This window comes from Methylophilus sp. (assembly GCF_035460085.1).
GTDB lineage: Bacteria > Pseudomonadota > Gammaproteobacteria > Burkholderiales > Methylophilaceae > Methylophilus.
In genome coordinates this window covers 19,241-35,430 of sequence record NZ_DATHWZ010000065.1, presented here as the reverse complement: position 1 = coordinate 35,430, position 16,190 = coordinate 19,241, and the positions used below count along the sequence as shown (strand labels likewise).

The window sequence follows — 16,190 nt, the reverse complement described above, 5'->3', positions numbered from 1 at the left end:
ACTAAATTCAGCGCACGCGTATCAATCCACTGGGCCTGAATTACAATAACTCTATTATGGCGAATGAACAGTCCGAATTAACTCCTATACAACGTGTTTCCCAGCTAGTCAGTTTTGAGAAGCAGGATATCCTGTTATTGATTTACCTCACCATGGGCTACGGTCTATTGGGCATTGCGACGCCGGTGGCGGTGCAAACGATGGTCAATATCGTGACCATGGGCGGTGTGTTGCAACCCCTGTATGTGGTCGGTTTTATCCTTTTCTGCCTGCTCGGTCTTGCCGGCGCCATCTATGCCATTGAAAGTTTTCTGGTGGAGTTGATCCAGCGCCGCATTTTTGTTCGCAGCAGTTTACTGATTGCCCAGAACACGCAGCAAATCCATATTTCTGTTTACGATAAAAATAACCCGGTAGAACTGGTCAATCGCTACTTTGATATCCAGACCGTACAAAAATCTGTAGCGACCTTGCTCACCATTGGCCTGACCGCCTTGTTGCAGGGCCTCATAGGCAGCGTCGTCCTGCTTTTTTACAGCCTGTATTTCGGTATCCTGGTGGTCATCATGCTGGTTGTACTATGGGCCATCATATTCTGGCTGGGCAAACAGGCTGAACAAACAGCGATCCAGGAATCCAAAACCAAATACACCATGGCAGCCTGGCTGGAAAATATCGCCAGGAACAAATGGCTGTCGAAATTTTATGGCGCCAGGCAAAGGACATTAAAAAATACAGAGCACCTTGCGCAATATTACCTGAATGCAAGGATGAGTCACTTCAAGGTGCTGATGACACAGTTGATCGGCGCCGTCAGCATGTATGCCATCATCGGCACCGGCATGCTGGTATTGGGGGGCACGCTGGTGATTCAGGGTCAGATAAATCTGGGACAGTTCGTCGCTGCCGAACTGATTATTTTTGGTGTACTTTCGGCATTTGTGCGATTTGTCACCAAGCTGGAATATTTTTATGACCTGCTGGCGGCGGTAGATAAACTGGGTGTGCTGGAAACATTGCCTGTCGAGGTTTCAGGTGAGCACCGATCCGATGACGATGGCTATCACGCATTGGAGGTGGTGGATTTAAGCTACCATCACCAGCACCAGACAGCACTGGTCAAGCACCTCAGCTTTAAATTGCAGCGCGGGCAAGGTCTGGCGATTCTCGGAGCGTTGGGCACTGGCAAGAGTACCTTGCTGGAACTGATCACCGGTTTGCGGCAACCGGCGCAAGGCCATTTGAGCTATAACGGGATCGATGTGCGCCAGCTGGATCTGGATCACTTGCGTGACCGGATCGGGGTGGCCAGCAAGGTCGAATGGCAGCAGGGTACTATCCTTGATAATCTGCGTTTAACCAGAACTGATATTGACATTGACGGCATCATTGAGGTGTTACAGGTGCTTGGTTTGTGGGAGGACATCAGTAAACTTGAGCACGGTATCGATACCGAACTGACCGATTATGGGGCGCCAATGTCTTACATCCAGCTGCAACGCTTGATGCTCGCCAGGGCGATTATCGGTGCCCCGGATTTATTGATTATTGATGGCTTGTTAGATGGATTGGGCCAGCATGAGCTGGATCAGGTACTTTCAATGCTCCAGCGCTATGAGGCAAAGTGGATGCTGATAGTGACCACCCGCTTCAAGCATATAGCGCAACAGTTCCAGCAAGTCATCACCCTGGAATCTACCAATGGCAAGGCAGGGGATGACTATGCAAAATAAGGCGCATACTCTGCTGATGCGGGGCGTTGAGACCCCGCGGCGTGTGCGAGTATGGATCAAGCGCATGGCCTGGCTATTGCTGGCGCTGCCGACTTTTTTTATGTTTTTACCCTGGCAGCAGAACGTCACTGCGCTTGGTAAAGTCACCGCTTACTCTCCTTCCGAACGTGTACAGACGATCGACGCGCCGGTGAGTGGCCTGATCAACCGCTGGCATGTACAGGAAGGGTCACTGGTTAAAGAAGGTGATTTGTTGCTGGAGATCAGCGATACCGACCCTAACTTCAAGCAGCGTCTGGAAGCCCAGCGCGATAATCTGCAAAGCAAGTTCATGTCAAAGCAGGAGGAATTGAATGCTTATGAACTACAGAAGCAGAGCCTGACCTCCGCCCGCGATGCCAAGATATCAGCTGCGCAATATAAACTCGATGTGGCCAACCAGAAAATCCGTAGTAGCCAGGAAGCGGTGAATTCGGCACAGGCCACACTGGATGCAGCCAGCTTGCAAGTCACGCGTCTACAACGTTTATTTGCCGATGGCCTGGTTTCAAAGCGTGACCTCGAAGTGGCTGAGCGTGATCATATCATCGCCGGTCGCAATTTGAGTGCAGCCCAGGCGCAATTACAGTCAGCGAAAGCAGAGGCCAGCTCTTCAGGCGCTGATATACAGCAGATCCGTTCCGATACCCAGGCCTATCTGGATTCGACAGAGGCGACCATCAATAAAATCAAAGGTGAAATGGCCGACAGTGAAAATAGCCTGCACAACTCCGAAATTGCGCTGGCACGGCAAAACATGCAAAAAGTGGTGGCACCGCGGGACGGTACCATTTTCCGCTTACCGGTGAATTCACAATCGCAAATGATCAAGCAAGGCGATCCATTGTTGGTGATTGTGCCGGACACTTCGCAGCGAGCAGTCGAGCTGTGGGTAGATGGACGCGATGCGCCGTTGATCACGAAAAAAAGTGTAGTGAGACTGGAGTTTGAAGGCTGGCCGGCGATTCAGGTGCCGGGCTGGGCACAAGTAGGGGTAGGTACTTTCGAAGGCGAGATTTCGTTTGTTGATCCTACGGATAACGGCACTGGCCATTTCCGTATCATGGTGGTGCATAAAGACGGTTCGCCAGATTGGCCTTCGCCCAGGTTCTTGCGGCAAGGTATCAGCGCCAAAGGCTGGGTATTATTGGAACGGGTGACTATCGGTTACGAGCTCTGGCGCTTGCTAAACGGGTTCCCGCCACGCATTCCGGCTGAACCGACACCGCTAAATACGGGTGTTGGGGGCAAGCCGGCATGAGTCGCTGGTTTACCGTTGCTTGTTTGAGCGCCTTGATCTGCTGTGTAAATCATGCATACGCAGACGAGGTCAGTGATACACGTACCCGGCAGCGTCTGGAAAAACCTGAGGGAAGAGCGCTGGAGAAATATAGCCAGCAACCACCGCAACCTTTGCACGATGCCGTTAAGCAACAGCAACGCAGGCCTTCAGTCGCGGTAGACCTGAAGCGGGCTTTGCTGCCATTTGATAATCCAGAAGACGATAGCATGTTGTTAGAGGCGCAAGGTCAGCAAGTGACGATTGCAGATATCCGCCAGCGAGCATTGCAAAATAATCTGCAGGTGAAAGTTGCCCGGCTGGACCCTGAGCTGGCGCGCCAGTCCTTGCGTGAAGAGCAGGCGAAATTTGACCAGGTGATTTTCGCTTACGCCAAATATGCCGAGAAAGACACGCCACCGATGTCGGGCGACAAAGTAATTTTTAAATCCGACAATCCATTACTGGATGGTGAATTGGCAAAACTGAATATCGATGCCCAGAAAAAGGAATACTGGGATGTTGAAGCGGGCATTAAGGTCCCCTTGCGCACCGGGGGTACAGTGACTTTAAGTGCACCACTGGAAAACAGGCAAAGCCTGGGTAAGTTTGCCAGTGACCAATACCGCAGCGCATTGCGTTTTTCATTTAGCCAGCCTTTGTTGCGCAATGCAGGGCGGGATGTGAATGAGGCCAGCATCCGCATTGCCGAGCTGGACCGGGATGGTGTGCAATTGCGCACCCGGTTGCAGACGATCCGCATTGTGGCGATGGTGGATAAGGCTTATTGGGAGTTGTACGAAGCCTGGGCGGCGCTCGATGTCAGGAAAAACCAGTTTGAATATGCAAGCCAGAATATGTCTATGGTCAAGCGCCGGGTGCAGGAAGGCCTGACTGCTGCGGTGGAAATCAACCGCGCCGAAATTGGCGTGGCTGACCGCATGGAGGCGCTAATCATTGCTGAAACCAATCTCAAGCTTGCCCATAGACAATTACAGTTTTTATTAAATGACTTGCCTGATGACCAGGACAAACAATCTCCCTGGGTACCGGCCAGCCCGCCCAAGCTGGTGAAATTTGAATTTGACCGCGCGCACCTGATTCGTGATGCGCTGGATAGCCGCATTGAGTTGCTGGATCAGGAACTCAAATTAAGTGCTGACCTGATTCAAATCGATTACCTGCAAAACCAGACTTTGCCGATGTTTTCCCTCGATTACCAATATGGCGCATTATCCGGCACGGGTGAGCGCTTCAGTGATATCGGCCAGGATGTGTTCGATGGGCGTTACCGTGACTGGTCGCTAGGCTTGAAGTTCGAGATGCCGGTGAGCAACGAGGCGCGCAAAGCCAAGCTGGACAGGGCGATTGCGCAGCGCATGCAGCGTTTAACTACCAAGACTCTGCAGACATTAACGGTCAAGCGTGAGATTCATGATGCGCTGGATAAGATAGACCAGAACTGGCAGCGGATTATCGCAGCCCGCCAGCAGGTGTTGGTCGCGGGAATTAACTACGAAGCGGAGCTAAAGCAGTTCAATGAGGGGTTGCGGACCATGACAGAAGTGCTGGAAACACTGACCCGTCTGGGCGAGGCACAGATGAAGGAGATTCGTGCCATCAGTGATTACCAGATATCACTGGTGGATGTGGCGTATGCGACCGGTACGGTGTTAGGCCACGGGCAGATCAGCTTGCAATAAGCTATTGATTTGGCGATGGCGTATTTAATGGTGGTTGTGAACGCACCATCTCGCTAAACTGCGATAAATTCATCCGGTGGATACCGGATCTTTCCCCATTTTTACGTGGTGCCGAGCGGATATCATCCGCCTCGAAAATACTGATGCGCTGCGTACCGAACCGGGTTTCTACCAGCACCACCGGCACGCGTTTACGTACCAGGTCATGTTTCTGCTTGCCGGGGCGGTCTGACATGCGGTATTGCTGTTCATCGCCGTGATAAGGGATATTCTGGTTCAGCAAATATATTTCCAGCTCCTTGGCGCTTTCGGCAAACACATGAATATCTGTGTCAGCATAGGGTCCGGCGGTGCCATCCAGTACCGGCCCGGTCAGGTGCGGATTGAATTTTTGCAATAATTGCATGGTCAGCAGTGCGGCCTGCCTGAGATCATGCAGGTGTGCGGCATCGGCCTCATCGGCATAAAGCGCATGATATTCGCGCAAGGCCATATCTATCTCAGCATTAGTCGGTAATGGTGCATCCTGCTGAATACCCAGCAGTTTTACTGCCTTGCGCTTGGCGCGCGCATAGTCGCTAATGCCTTCTTCAAACATCAGCCTGGCCGCCGATTGCGCTATTTCCTGGCGCAGATCACTTGGAAAGTCGTCAAACATAAGCACTTTTACAGTATCTAGTTGGGGCTCAATAATTTTGCAGCAGGATTCACCGGCACTTTCCTGTCTTCATCGCCGCCGGAATGTTCACCGATCAAGCGTTCCAAAAACGATGGCTCATCCTGTTCTGGAGATTGTTCGCTTTCAGGATCAAATAATCCCGGCAGGTTTTCCGGTTGCGATTGCGGTAAGTGTTCTTCATAGAAGTACTCATAAACGCCCTGGTCATCTTCGCCGACTTGTGCGCCAGTGTAGGTGTCCACTTTCAGTTGCAGTATGCCCTCAGGCACTTTGTACTGATAAATCGGTGCACCTTTCAGCGTTGCCTGCATGTATTTGATCCAGATCGGTAAAGCGGCACGACCACCGGTTTCACCTCTTCCCAGGTTATGCGGGTTATCGTAACCGACCCAGGCTACTGCAACTTCTTTCGGGTGATACCCGGCAAACCAGGCATCAAACTGGTCATTGGTGGTGCCGGTTTTACCAGCAATATCCGGGCGACGCAATGAGAGGGCGGCACGCGCCGTACCGTCACGCACCACATCTTGCAACATGGATGTCATGATGAAAGCATTGCGCTGGTCAATCACACGTTCTTGCGAAATATGTTTGCCAGGCTGCACTGCCATCACCACCTTGTCACGACTGTCAGTGATTTTCTCAATCAGGTAAGGGTGTACCTGGTATCCGCTGTTAGCAAAAGTGGCGTAAGCAGCGGCGAGCTGCCAGGAAGTGGTTGAGCCTGCGCCCAATGCCGTTGACAAATACGGTGGATGATCTTTGGGGTTAAAGCCAAACTTACGCAGGTAATTCTGCGCATAACGCGCACCGATGGCATTCATCAGGCGGATAGAAATCGTATTCTTTGATTGCGCCAACGCTTCACGCAAGCGCATCGGGCCTGCGTATTTTTCATCGTAGTTACGTGGCTCCCAGCTGCTGTTGCTGCCGGTTTCAGTGGAAGTAAAGCTGATAGGGGCATCCTCAAATACGCTGGCTGGCGAATACCCTTTTTCCAGCGCGGCAGAGTAAATGAATGGTTTAAAACTGGAGCCCGGCTGGCGACGCCCCTGCGTCACGTGGTTATATTTATTGCGCTGGAAACTGAACCCACCGATCAACGCATTCACCTGACCTGTTTCCGGGTTGAGGGCGATAAAACCGCTTTCAACTTCTGGAAGCTGTACCACCATCCAGTTGTCTTTTTGCTGATAGACGCGAATGACCGCCCCTGCGGTGAGTGAAATCGGCGTCCGTTTGGCAGGCGGCATATGGTTTTTAACCAGTAAAATGGCTTTGTCCTGCAATTTAAGCACTGTGCCGCGCTGAGTGACCAAAGTGAGCAAGTTAGGTTCCACCTTAGTGACCAAGGCGGGCACAAACTGGTTGTAAGTGACAAAATCACGCAGTAACTCGCTGGCTTCAGAGGCTTTCATTTTGCCAGATGGCAGAGGAATTACTTTTTCGGCTCCGCGGAAACCGTGGCGTAACTCAAAGTTGATGATGCCTTGTATCACAGCTTCATTCGCCGCTTCCTGATGCTGTTTACGGATGGTGGTATACACCTTGAATCCACTGCTATAAACCTTTTCGCCATAGCGTTTGTATAGGCTGTTCCTGACGATTTCGGCCACGTATTCCGCGCCCAGTGCGGGCACCATGCGTTTGGAAGACTGGAACTTGAGAGGGGCCTGCATGGCTTCATCGAACTCTTGCTGTGAAATCATTTTGTAGCGACGCATGTCACGCAGGACTTCATGCTGGCGCCTGATGGCAAAATCCGGGTGAATGTAGGGATCATATTTGCTTGGTGCTTTGGGCAAGCCAGCCAGCAGCGCGGCTTCCGCTAGATTAAGCTGCCGCAAATCCTTGTCAAAATAAGTCCGGGAGGCAGCAGCAAACCCATAGGCGCGCTCGCCAAGATATATCTGGTTAAGGTAAAGCTCGAGGATTTTGTCTTTGCTGATGGCGTTTTCAATTTTAATTGCCAGCAGGGCTTCCTTGATTTTTGTCCACATATTACGGGGCGTGGTCGGGCTGCTGAAGAAGTTCTTGGCCACCTGCATGGTGATCGTGCTGGCGCCTTCATGGCCACGCCCGGTCATATTGTTGCGGATCGCCCGCAGAATGCCGGTGGTATCGATGCCATTGTGCTGGTAAAAACGGCGGTCTTCAATCGCCAGGATCGCATCTTTCATGACCTTGGGCGTTTGCTCAATCGGCACGAAGGCGCGTCTTTCCTGGCCGAACTCCCCGATCAGGTTGCTTTCAGCATCGTAAATCCGCAGTGGTAGTTTGGGGTGGTAATCGGTCAGCGCTTCCAGTGACGGCAGCGAAGGGTAAAGGATGCTAATCATCAATACCAATAGCGCTGCGACGATCAAACTGCCGATGATGGAGATAAAAAGAAAAGACTGTAACCAGCGTTTTGAATTCATGCCTAGTGTTGCCATCGTGAGAATTACCCCTGAATTGTAATCTTTTTTTGCTGATTCATCGGCAGTTAATTATGGAATCATGCAAATAGTCAGGACCCGTCTCGCGATGGGCGATAGCAGTGTTTCGGTTATACATTAATAGGTGGAGCGGTTGGCACGGTTGATGCATAGCCCTCTAGGAATTTAATACTTTTAAGGGCGAGTCAGTTGAGTCTGGGCTTTTTACAACGCAAAAAAACCAGTTTTATTGGTGTGGATGTCAGCGCAACCGCCATCAAGATGGTCGAATTGTCGGCGATTGGCAAGCATCAGTTCCGGCTGGATGGTTACGCCAATATTGCTTTGCCTAAAGGCGTGATCAGCGATGGCAATATCAATGATTTAACCCAGGTGGCTGACACGATACGTTCGGCCTGGCGATTGCTGGGTTCGCGTTCACGCCAGGTGGTCATGGCTTTGCCTGCATCTGCCGTGATTTCAAAACGTGTGATTATGCCTGCCGGTCTGAGTGAAGAAGACCTTGAATTGCAAGTTGAAGCTGAAGCGAATCAGTACATTCCATTTCCGCTAGAGGAAATGAACCTCGATTTTCAGGTCCTGGGACCTATTGGTAAAAATACAGATGAAGTTGAAGTGCTGATAGCCGCCGCCAAAAAAGAAAAGATCGATGACCGCGTGGCCGTGGCAGAAGAGGCTGGCCTGAAAGTCAGCATTATGGATGTGGATGCCTACGCCACCGAAACGGCATACCGCCAGATTTTTAAACAATTGCCTGAACACAATAAAAAAACCGTCACCATGATCCTCGATATCGGTGCCCATGTCACCCATATCAGTGTCATGGTCGGTTTGCATTCGGTGTATGCGCGTGAGCAGGCATTTGGTGGTGCTTTGCTGTCACAGGAAATCCAGCGCCGGTTTGGCCTCTCTCCTGAAGAGAGTGAAATCGCCAAACGCCAGGGCGGCTTGCCGGACTCGTATGACCAGGAAGTGTTGCAGCCATTTCTGCAAACGCTGGCCGGGGAGGCTGCACGTGCGGTTTCTTTCTTTACCAACTCGACCCAATACAACAAGGTAGATCATTTGCTGCTGGCGGGTGGTGTAGCGGCTACTGCAGGCCTGGCTGCATTGATTGCGCAAAAAACCGAGATACATACATTAGTGGCTAATCCGTTTCATGGCATGACGCTAGTGAATAAAGTGAAACCTTCCCAACTGGAAACCGATGCGCCTGCGTTGATGATTGCCTGTGGCTTGGCATTGCGGGGAGTTGACGCATGATTAAAGTCAACCTGCTACCGCACAGGCAGATACGCCGTGCTGAACGTCAACGCGAGTTCGGCCTGATGGCGTCGCTGGTCGCCATTGCGGCTGCGGCAATAGTGTTTGTCAGCTGGAGCTATATCAGCGCCCAGATCCGTACTCAACAGGAAAGAAACCAGCGCCTGCAGGACGAAATGATGCGGCTGGATAAAGAGATTGCCATCATCAGCACCCTGAAAGATCAGATTAAGCATGTGCTGGAACGCAAGCAGATTGTTGAAGGGCTGCAAAGTGACCGTAACCAGGCGGTGCAGATACTGGATGAATTGGCCAGATTGTTGCCCGAAGGTGTTTCGCTGAAAAGTATCAAGCAGGTCGAGAGTGAGATAGAGCTGAAAGGGATTGCTGACACCAATAGCCGGGTGGCTTCGTTAGTGCATAACTTGAGCGGGTCTTCCGTTATCCATAACCCTAATCTGGTGGAGATACAGGCGAGTAATTCTGGGCAGGATATCAAAATATATGAGTTTGTTATCAGGGTCACGCTCATTCAAGAGCCACCAGCGGATAACCAGGCCGAGCAAAAAACTGCATCGCCAAAAGGATAACACCCACCATGCAACTTTCGGATTTCAATAATATAGATTTAAAAAATGCCGGCAACCTGCCGCTACCTATGAAGGTGGTGCTGTTAAGCATGCTCGCAGCCGTGTTGCTGGTGTTGGGTTACATGTTTTTACTGAACCCTAACCTTAAAGAGCTACGTGCGGAAAAAGAAAAAGAGCAGGGCTTACGGGATGAGTACCTTGCGAAAAATGTCCAGGCCATCAAGATTAAAGCCTATGAGCAACAAGTTCTGGAAATTCAGCGCACCTTTGGGGTTTTACTGAAACAACTACCTGATAAATCGGAAATGGACGGGTTGCTGACTGATGTCAACCAGGCAGGATTAAGCCAGGGATTATCTTTTGAAGCTTTTGTCCCGCAGCCAGAGGTTTTTGCCGAGTTTTATGCGGAAAAGCCTATCAATATCAAAGTGTTGGGCAGGTATCACGAACTGGGTGCATTTGTGACTGAAGTAGCCAAATTGTCGCGTATTGTGACACTGCATAATTTACAGATACAACCGATGGCGAAAGACGATAGGCATCCTCACAAAGAGGTGCTGGTAATGGAAGCTGTCGCAAAAACTTACCGCTATCTTGATGCGGAAGAAGTGGCGGCACGCAAGGCAAAAGAAGATGCCAAGGCGGTTAAGAAATGATACGCAATAAGTATTTGTTAACAGTGATGTTGACCATGTTGCTGGGGGCATGCGGTAAAGCCCAGGAAGATGACCTGACACAGTTTATGAATGAGGCGAGCCAGTCTGCTTCAGCACCGATTGAGCCATTGCCGCAAGTGCAAGGGTTTTCGCCCAAACAATATAACGCTGACGCGGCTTTACATGACCCGTTCGTGCCACGCAAAGCCGCAGTAAAAAGCGCTTTACAGCCTGATCTCAACAGGCATAAAGAGCCCCTGGAAGCTTACCCGCTCGAAGGCCTCAAGTTTGTCGGTGTATTGAGCAAGAAAAACAGGATATTTGCCGCCATACAAACGCCTGACAACATGGTGTACCAGGTAAAGCCCGGGCAATACATGGGGGAAAATCTGGGGCGGATCACCGCGTTGGCAGAGAACAGCCAAACCTTGAAGTATGAATTAAAGATAAAAGAGACCATTCAGGATCAGGTAACTGGTGAATGGACAGAGCAAATGACGACATTGGAATTGCAGGAACATCAATGATGAAAACACATATTTCTTTTGCTACAAAGCTATTACTACTTTTCGTTGTGATGACAGCGCAACCGGTGATGGCTGCAGAGATGCCAGCAGTTAACAATCAACTGCAAGCCGTTGAAGTGACAACACTACCGGGCGGCAGGCTGAACGTGCAATTGCAAATGTCACAGCCGTTGACTAAAGCGCCGGCGAGCTTTACTTTATCAAATCCGCCTAGAGTCGTATTCGATATTCCTCGCACCAGTAATGCTACCGGCAAGAATGTCGTCTCCGTTAACCAGGGAGCACTGAAGTCCGTACAAATAGTGCAGGCGAATGACCGTAGCCGTATCGTACTCAATTTATCCCAGCCGGTACAACATCAGTTGCAAGTACAGCAAAATGCGCTGTTGATTGCGCTCGCGCAAGAAAGCGGCGAGTTGGCGCCTGCGACGGCGGCTGCCAAACGCTTCTCAGAGCCTGTAGCAATTGCTCAGCATCGTATCCAGAATATTGATTTTGTACGTGGCAAAAATGGCGAAGGACGTATTGTGGTAGACCTGTCCGACAGTCATGTGGGCGTGAATGTGCGCAATGCCGGTAAAACAGTGGTCATCGATTTCACCAATACTGAGCTGCCAGCGTCGCTGCAACGCCGCCTGAATGTGATTAATTTCAACACACCAGTGCTATATGTAGATGCCTTGCGCCGCAATAACCAGGCACAGATTGTGATTGAGCCTCAAGGTGATTGGGAGCAGTCTGCTTACCAGGCTGACCGCAAGCTGGTGGTGGATATCCGGCCATTGGTAAAAGATCCGAACAAATTGATCCAGGGCTCAAAACAGGGCTATGCCGGTGAAAAACTGTCGCTTAACTTCCAGCGTGTGGACGTCAGGGATGTGTTGAAAGTGATTGCTGACTTCACGGGTAAGAATATTGTGGTGAGTGACTCGGTTTCTGGCAGCGTGACCATAGGTTTGAAGGATGTACCCTGGGACCAGGCCTTGGATGTCATCATGCAAAGCAAGGGCCTGGATATGCGTGTGAATGGCAGTGTGATTTCTATCGCCCCGGCTGAAGAGTTTGCGGCCAAGGAAAAAGCGCAATTGACCGCAGATGCTGAACGGGAAACGCTGGAGACATTGCGTACTGAAGTGTTCTCGCTCAGGTACCAGAAAGCGGCTGATTTCAGGAGTATGTTACTTGGAGGTGGGCCTGGTATGGCGGCTGGCGCTTCTGGCGGTGCCTCAATCGGAGGTAGTACCGGATCTGCCGGGCGTATGAACCGCATCCTTTCACAGCGGGGCAGTGTCACTTTTGATGCGCGTACCAATACGATTTTTGTCCAGGATACACCGAAAAAACTGGAAGAGATCCAGGCCATCATCAACAAGGTCGACGTGCCTGTCAAACAGGTGATGATTGAATCGCGTATGGTCATTGCTTCCAATACTTTCTCGAAAGCCTTAGGTGCACGTTTTGGTATTACCCAAACCGGAACGCCAGGCAGCAACACCAATATGACGGTAAGCGGCTCTTTAGGTAACCGCTTCACGGAAGTTTCCGCCACAGGGGTAGCAACTCAAGGTACACATAACGGCAGTATTCAAACTGCCAGCAGTAACGGCAGCACTTTGACCAGCTCTGACGGCTTGCCGGATTTGATGTCCAACCTGCCGGTGACCAATGCATATGGTGGTATTGCCTTAAGCCTGCTTAAATTGTCAGCCAACTTGCTGTTGAATCTTGAGTTGTCAGCGCTGGAGGCGGATGCACGCGGTAAAGTGATCTCCAGCCCGCGTGTGACGACTGCCAATCAGCAAAAAGCACGTATTGCACAAGGCGTGGAAATCCCTTATCAAACGGCTACCAGCAGTGGGGCAACGGCGGTGAGTTTTAAAAAGGCTGAACTGAGCCTGGAAGTCACGCCACAGATCACGCCAGACCAGAAAATCATTATGGATCTGGATGTACGTAAAGACAGCAGAGGCGAAACATTACCTGGCGGCGTCGCTATCAATACCCAGAACGTGCAAACGCAAGTATTGGTAGGCAATGGCGAAACGGTGGTTCTTGGTGGTATCTACGAGCAGGTGTCGCGCAAGGCTACTGACAAGGTACCGTTCTTTGGTGACTTGCCAGTGGTGGGTTACGCGTTCAAGCGCAATACCAAGCAGGAAGACAAAACTGAACTGCTGATTTTCATCACCCCTAAAGTAATGGATGAAACGCTGGCCTTGAACTAGGCAAATTCGTAATAAGTGTCTGCGCGAGCGATTACCTCGGCGCGCAGACTTTTTCAAATACTACTTCACAACCTCGTCGTATATCTCATGCTATTTCAGCGCTTGTGTGCCGTGCGCCTTGCACCTCATCTCGCTGTATCGCTTCTTCCGTGTCTCCGTCATTACTAATTCTAAGCCCCGCTGTTACTGACAGCGGGCGCGCTTTGCCTTAAAATGCCCAACTGTATCGGTTAGGCATTTTTATGGGTGAGCGTATACCAAATAATATTTTTTTGATCGGTTTGATGGGCGCAGGCAAAACCACAGTCGGCAGATTGATTGCCAAAAATCTGGGTAAAACCTTCTTTGATACCGACCATGTGATCGAGCAGCGCACTGGCGTCAAAATTCCTACCATCTTTGAGTTGGAAGGGGAGGCTGGTTTTCGCAAGCGCGAAACCTCTACACTGGAAGAATTCGGCCAGCAGGATAATATTGTGCTGGCCACGGGCGGCGGCGCCATTATCGCTCCTGAAAATCGCGCCATACTCAAAAAATATGGCTATGTGATTTACCTGCGTGCCAACGTCAACGAGCTGTATCTGCGTACCCGGAATGATAAAAATCGCCCCTTGTTACAAAACGTAGATGTCAAAGCCAAGCTGGAGCAATTGTTTCACGCGCGCAATCCCCTTTACACAGAAACTGCCGATTTAATCGTCGATACCGGGCATCAACCCGTGACTGTCATTATTCATAAAATAGAAACTGCATTGCACGCGCTGGAGTCATCATGCAAACCTTAACTGTCAGCCTTGCTGACCGTAGCTACCCTATTCATATCGGCAACGGCCTTTTAGGGCAGGTCGATCTGATTCTGCCGCATCTCAAACGCAAGCAAGTGGCGATTGTCAGCAATACCACCGTAGCACCTTTGTACATGCATGCGCTTGCCCAGCCTTTAAGAGATGCTGGCGTGAGTGTGATTGAAATTATTCTGCCGGATGGCGAGGCTTATAAAAATAACGATACCCTGCAGATTATTTATGATCATTTGCTGCAAAACCGCTGTGAGCGTAATACCACGCTGATCGCATTGGGCGGCGGCGTGATTGGTGATTTAACCGGCTATGCGGCAGCAACCTATTTGCGCGGGGTACCGTTTATCCAGGTGCCAACGACTTTGCTGTCACAGGTAGATTCCAGTGTAGGTGGTAAAACCGGCATCAATCACCCATTGGGTAAAAACATGATAGGCGCTTTTTATCAACCGAAACTGGTATTGGCTGATATTGATACGCTAAAAACGCTGCCACAGCGTGAGTTATCAGCGGGCGTTGCTGAAGTGATCAAGTATGGCCTGATCCGCGATGCCGACTTTTTTGACTGGCTGGAAACCAATATGTCTGCGCTGATGGCATTAGATACTGCTGTAGCCAGCTATGCGATTTACCGCTCCTGCCAGAACAAGGCCGAGGTGGTGGCAGCGGATGAGCATGAGCAAGGGGAGCGTGCGCTGCTAAATCTGGGCCATACGTTCGGCCATGCCATTGAAAATGCCATGGGTTACGGCGTGTGGCTGCACGGTGAAGCGGTTGCGACCGGAACTGTGATGGCGGCGGACTTGTCCCAACGCATGGGCTGGCTGAATGCTGCAGAAATGCAAAGGATCAAAGCGATCTTGCAGGCGGCTAAACTGCCGATTGAAGCGCCAGACTTTGGTCCTGAAGAGTATTTGCGACTGATGCAATTGGATAAAAAAGTCGCCGATGGCCGCATTCGCCTAATCCTGCAACAAGGCATTGGTAAGGCGGTGATCACTGCCGATTACGATGCCGATAAGTTAAAGCAGACCCTGTCACCGGCTGCCTGATTTACACAATAGAGACCAATAATGACCTTAGCACGCTTTGCAGCTCATCCCGAACAGACGCGTGGCCGCAAGGTCGTTGAGCAAGAATCACCCACGCGCAATGTATTCCAGCGAGACCGCGACCGCATCATCCACTCCACGGCTTTTCGCCGCCTGGAATATAAAACCCAGGTGTTTGTGAACCATGAAGGCGATTTATTCCGCACTCGTCTGACACATAGTATTGAAGTGGCACAGTTAACGCGTGGGATTGCGCGTACTTTGGGCTTGCATGAAGATCTGGCCGAAGCGATTGCACTGGCGCATGATCTAGGACATACACCATTCGGCCATGCCGGGCAGGATGCACTCAATGAATGCATGCGTGACTTTGGTGGTTTTGAGCATAACCTGCAGTCTTTGCGCGTAGTCGATTTACTTGAAAACCGTTATGCCAGCTTTGATGGCTTAAACCTGACCTTTGAAGTGCGTGAAGGTATCCTCAAGCATTGTTCCAAAAAAAATGCCGAGCAGTTGGGCGATGTCGGTGAGCGTTTTTTACGCAAAGAATCCCCCAGTCTTGAAGCCCAGGTCACCAATTTTGCCGATGAAATTGCCTACAACAACCATGATGTAGATGACGGTCTGCGTTCAGGTCTGATTACGATGCAGCAACTATCCGGTATCCAGCTGTTTGCCGAAAATATGGCAGAAGTGAAGCGCCTGTATGGCGAAATAGAAGAGAAGCGGCTGATCCATGAAACCGTACGCCGCATGATCAATGTTCTAGTGGTGGATTTGTGTGAGCAAAGCCAGCAAGCAATTGCAAAACTTAATCCTGCAACAATTGGCGAGGTTCGCAAGGCGCCGTATCTGGTAGGGTTCAGCCAAGCGATTGCTGATAAAAATCTGGAACTTAAGCAGTTTTTGCGCAAGCATTTGTACCAGCATTATAAAGTTAACCGCATGAGTGCCAAAGCAAGCCGGATTATTGAAGAGTTATTTTCCGCCTTTATGCAATCACCCAAATTAATGCCGGATGAGCATCAACTGGCTGCCAAACAGGATCAGGCGAGGGCGGTGGCTGACTATATAGCCGGCATGACGGACCGCTATGCCATTCGCGAGCATAAGCGACTTTTTTCTGTTGAGGAAAATTGGTAATACGGGTTTGAAGTTGCAGTCCAGCGCGGGTAACTCATTAGAGATATCAGTTACCGCCATGAC

General features: G+C 50.6%; 13 protein-coding genes. 11 read left to right on the top strand and 2 right to left on the bottom strand.

All coding sequences use genetic code 11. From position 1 onward, the window contains the following. The first annotated feature begins 56 nt into the window (after nt 1–56). From VK958_RS09795 to VK958_RS09785, 3 genes are read left to right on the top strand one after another with little or no spacing between them, the layout of a single operon-like run. Nucleotides 57–1,733 carry a peptidase domain-containing ABC transporter gene (locus tag VK958_RS09795; protein WP_325241002.1) on the top strand — a complete coding sequence of 559 codons (1,677 nt, stop codon included), beginning with the start codon at nt 57–59 and terminating at the stop codon, nt 1,731–1,733. After that, nucleotides 1,723–3,033, top strand: a complete 1,311-nt coding sequence (locus VK958_RS09790) for an HlyD family secretion protein (protein WP_325241001.1) — start codon at nt 1,723–1,725, stop codon at nt 3,031–3,033. Before VK958_RS09795 ends, VK958_RS09790 begins: the two co-directional genes overlap by 11 nt. Further along, nucleotides 3,030–4,754: a TolC family protein gene (locus VK958_RS09785; protein ID WP_325241000.1), complete on the top strand. Its 1,725-nt coding sequence runs from the start codon at nt 3,030–3,032 to the stop codon at nt 4,752–4,754. Before VK958_RS09790 ends, VK958_RS09785 begins: the two co-directional genes overlap by 4 nt. A 1-nt stretch (nt 4,755) precedes the next feature. Here the strand turns inward: VK958_RS09785 and VK958_RS09780 are convergent, their stop codons facing one another. Continuing rightward, a complete protein-coding gene (locus VK958_RS09780; RefSeq protein ID WP_325240999.1) occupies nt 4,756–5,412 on the bottom strand; it encodes a hypothetical protein in 657 nt (218 codons plus the stop codon). Nucleotides 5,413–5,429: 17 nt separating this feature from the next. Further along, nucleotides 5,430–7,853 (bottom strand): penicillin-binding protein 1A, encoded by a 2,424-nt coding sequence (locus tag VK958_RS09775; RefSeq protein ID WP_325240998.1) that lies wholly within the window; start codon nt 7,851–7,853, stop codon nt 5,430–5,432. Nucleotides 7,854–8,060: 207 nt separating this feature from the next. Between VK958_RS09775 and VK958_RS09770 the strand changes: the two genes are divergently transcribed. The 8 genes from VK958_RS09770 (at nt 8,061) to VK958_RS09735 (ending at nt 16,127) form a co-directional block, all read left to right on the top strand. Next, nucleotides 8,061–9,134, top strand: coding sequence for a pilus assembly protein PilM (locus VK958_RS09770; RefSeq protein WP_325240997.1), 1,074 nt, complete (start codon nt 8,061–8,063; stop codon nt 9,132–9,134). After that, nucleotides 9,131–9,724, top strand: a complete 594-nt coding sequence (locus tag VK958_RS09765; protein ID WP_325240996.1) for a PilN domain-containing protein — start codon at nt 9,131–9,133, stop codon at nt 9,722–9,724. Before VK958_RS09770 ends, VK958_RS09765 begins: the two co-directional genes overlap by 4 nt. A gap of 8 nt (nt 9,725–9,732) precedes the next feature. Next, nucleotides 9,733–10,380, top strand: coding sequence for a type IV pilus inner membrane component PilO (locus VK958_RS09760; protein ID WP_325240995.1), 648 nt, complete (start codon nt 9,733–9,735; stop codon nt 10,378–10,380). After that, nucleotides 10,377–10,907 carry a pilus assembly protein PilP gene (locus tag VK958_RS09755; RefSeq protein ID WP_325240994.1) on the top strand — a complete coding sequence of 177 codons (531 nt, stop codon included), beginning with the start codon at nt 10,377–10,379 and terminating at the stop codon, nt 10,905–10,907. Before VK958_RS09760 ends, VK958_RS09755 begins: the two co-directional genes overlap by 4 nt. Continuing rightward, the gene (locus VK958_RS09750; protein ID WP_414683876.1) at nt 10,907–13,132 is read left to right on the top strand and encodes a type IV pilus secretin PilQ; all 2,226 of its coding nucleotides are present in this window, start codon (nt 10,907–10,909) and stop codon (nt 13,130–13,132) included. The genes VK958_RS09755 and VK958_RS09750 overlap by 1 nt, the downstream gene beginning before the upstream one ends. 242 nt (nt 13,133–13,374) lie before the next feature. Next, nucleotides 13,375–13,917 carry a shikimate kinase gene (locus VK958_RS09745; RefSeq protein ID WP_325240993.1) on the top strand — a complete coding sequence of 181 codons (543 nt, stop codon included), beginning with the start codon at nt 13,375–13,377 and terminating at the stop codon, nt 13,915–13,917. Continuing rightward, nucleotides 13,905–14,984, top strand: coding sequence for a 3-dehydroquinate synthase (gene aroB, locus VK958_RS09740; protein WP_325240992.1), 1,080 nt, complete (start codon nt 13,905–13,907; stop codon nt 14,982–14,984). The genes VK958_RS09745 and aroB overlap by 13 nt, the downstream gene beginning before the upstream one ends. Before the next feature lie 21 nt (nt 14,985–15,005). After that, on the top strand, nt 15,006–16,127 hold the full coding sequence (locus VK958_RS09735; RefSeq protein WP_325240991.1) for a deoxyguanosinetriphosphate triphosphohydrolase: 1,122 nt from the start codon (nt 15,006–15,008) through the stop codon (nt 16,125–16,127). Nucleotides 16,128–16,190 lie beyond the last annotated feature (63 nt).

What these genes read in the sequence shown, in the direction of transcription:
- VK958_RS09790 (WP_325241001.1), top strand. Translation starts at nt 1,723, where the DNA reads ATGCAAAATAAGGCGCATACTCTGCTGATGCGGGGCGTTGAGACCCCG.
- VK958_RS09765 (WP_325240996.1), top strand. Translation starts at nt 9,131, where the DNA reads ATGATTAAAGTCAACCTGCTACCGCACAGGCAGATACGCCGTGCTGAA.
- VK958_RS09760 (WP_325240995.1), top strand. Translation starts at nt 9,733, where the DNA reads ATGCAACTTTCGGATTTCAATAATATAGATTTAAAAAATGCCGGCAAC.
- VK958_RS09735 (WP_325240991.1), top strand. Translation starts at nt 15,006, where the DNA reads ATGACCTTAGCACGCTTTGCAGCTCATCCCGAACAGACGCGTGGCCGC.
- VK958_RS09745 (WP_325240993.1), top strand. Translation starts at nt 13,375, where the DNA reads ATGGGTGAGCGTATACCAAATAATATTTTTTTGATCGGTTTGATGGGC.
- aroB (WP_325240992.1), top strand. Translation starts at nt 13,905, where the DNA reads ATGCAAACCTTAACTGTCAGCCTTGCTGACCGTAGCTACCCTATTCAT.
- VK958_RS09795 (WP_325241002.1), top strand. Translation starts at nt 57, where the DNA reads ATGGCGAATGAACAGTCCGAATTAACTCCTATACAACGTGTTTCCCAG.
- VK958_RS09755 (WP_325240994.1), top strand. Translation starts at nt 10,377, where the DNA reads ATGATACGCAATAAGTATTTGTTAACAGTGATGTTGACCATGTTGCTG.
- VK958_RS09775 (WP_325240998.1), bottom strand. Translation starts at nt 7,853, where the DNA reads ATGAATTCAAAACGCTGGTTACAGTCTTTTCTTTTTATCTCCATCATC.
- VK958_RS09785 (WP_325241000.1), top strand. Translation starts at nt 3,030, where the DNA reads ATGAGTCGCTGGTTTACCGTTGCTTGTTTGAGCGCCTTGATCTGCTGT.
- VK958_RS09780 (WP_325240999.1), bottom strand. Translation starts at nt 5,412, where the DNA reads ATGTTTGACGACTTTCCAAGTGATCTGCGCCAGGAAATAGCGCAATCG.
- VK958_RS09750 (WP_414683876.1), top strand. Translation starts at nt 10,907, where the DNA reads ATGAAAACACATATTTCTTTTGCTACAAAGCTATTACTACTTTTCGTT.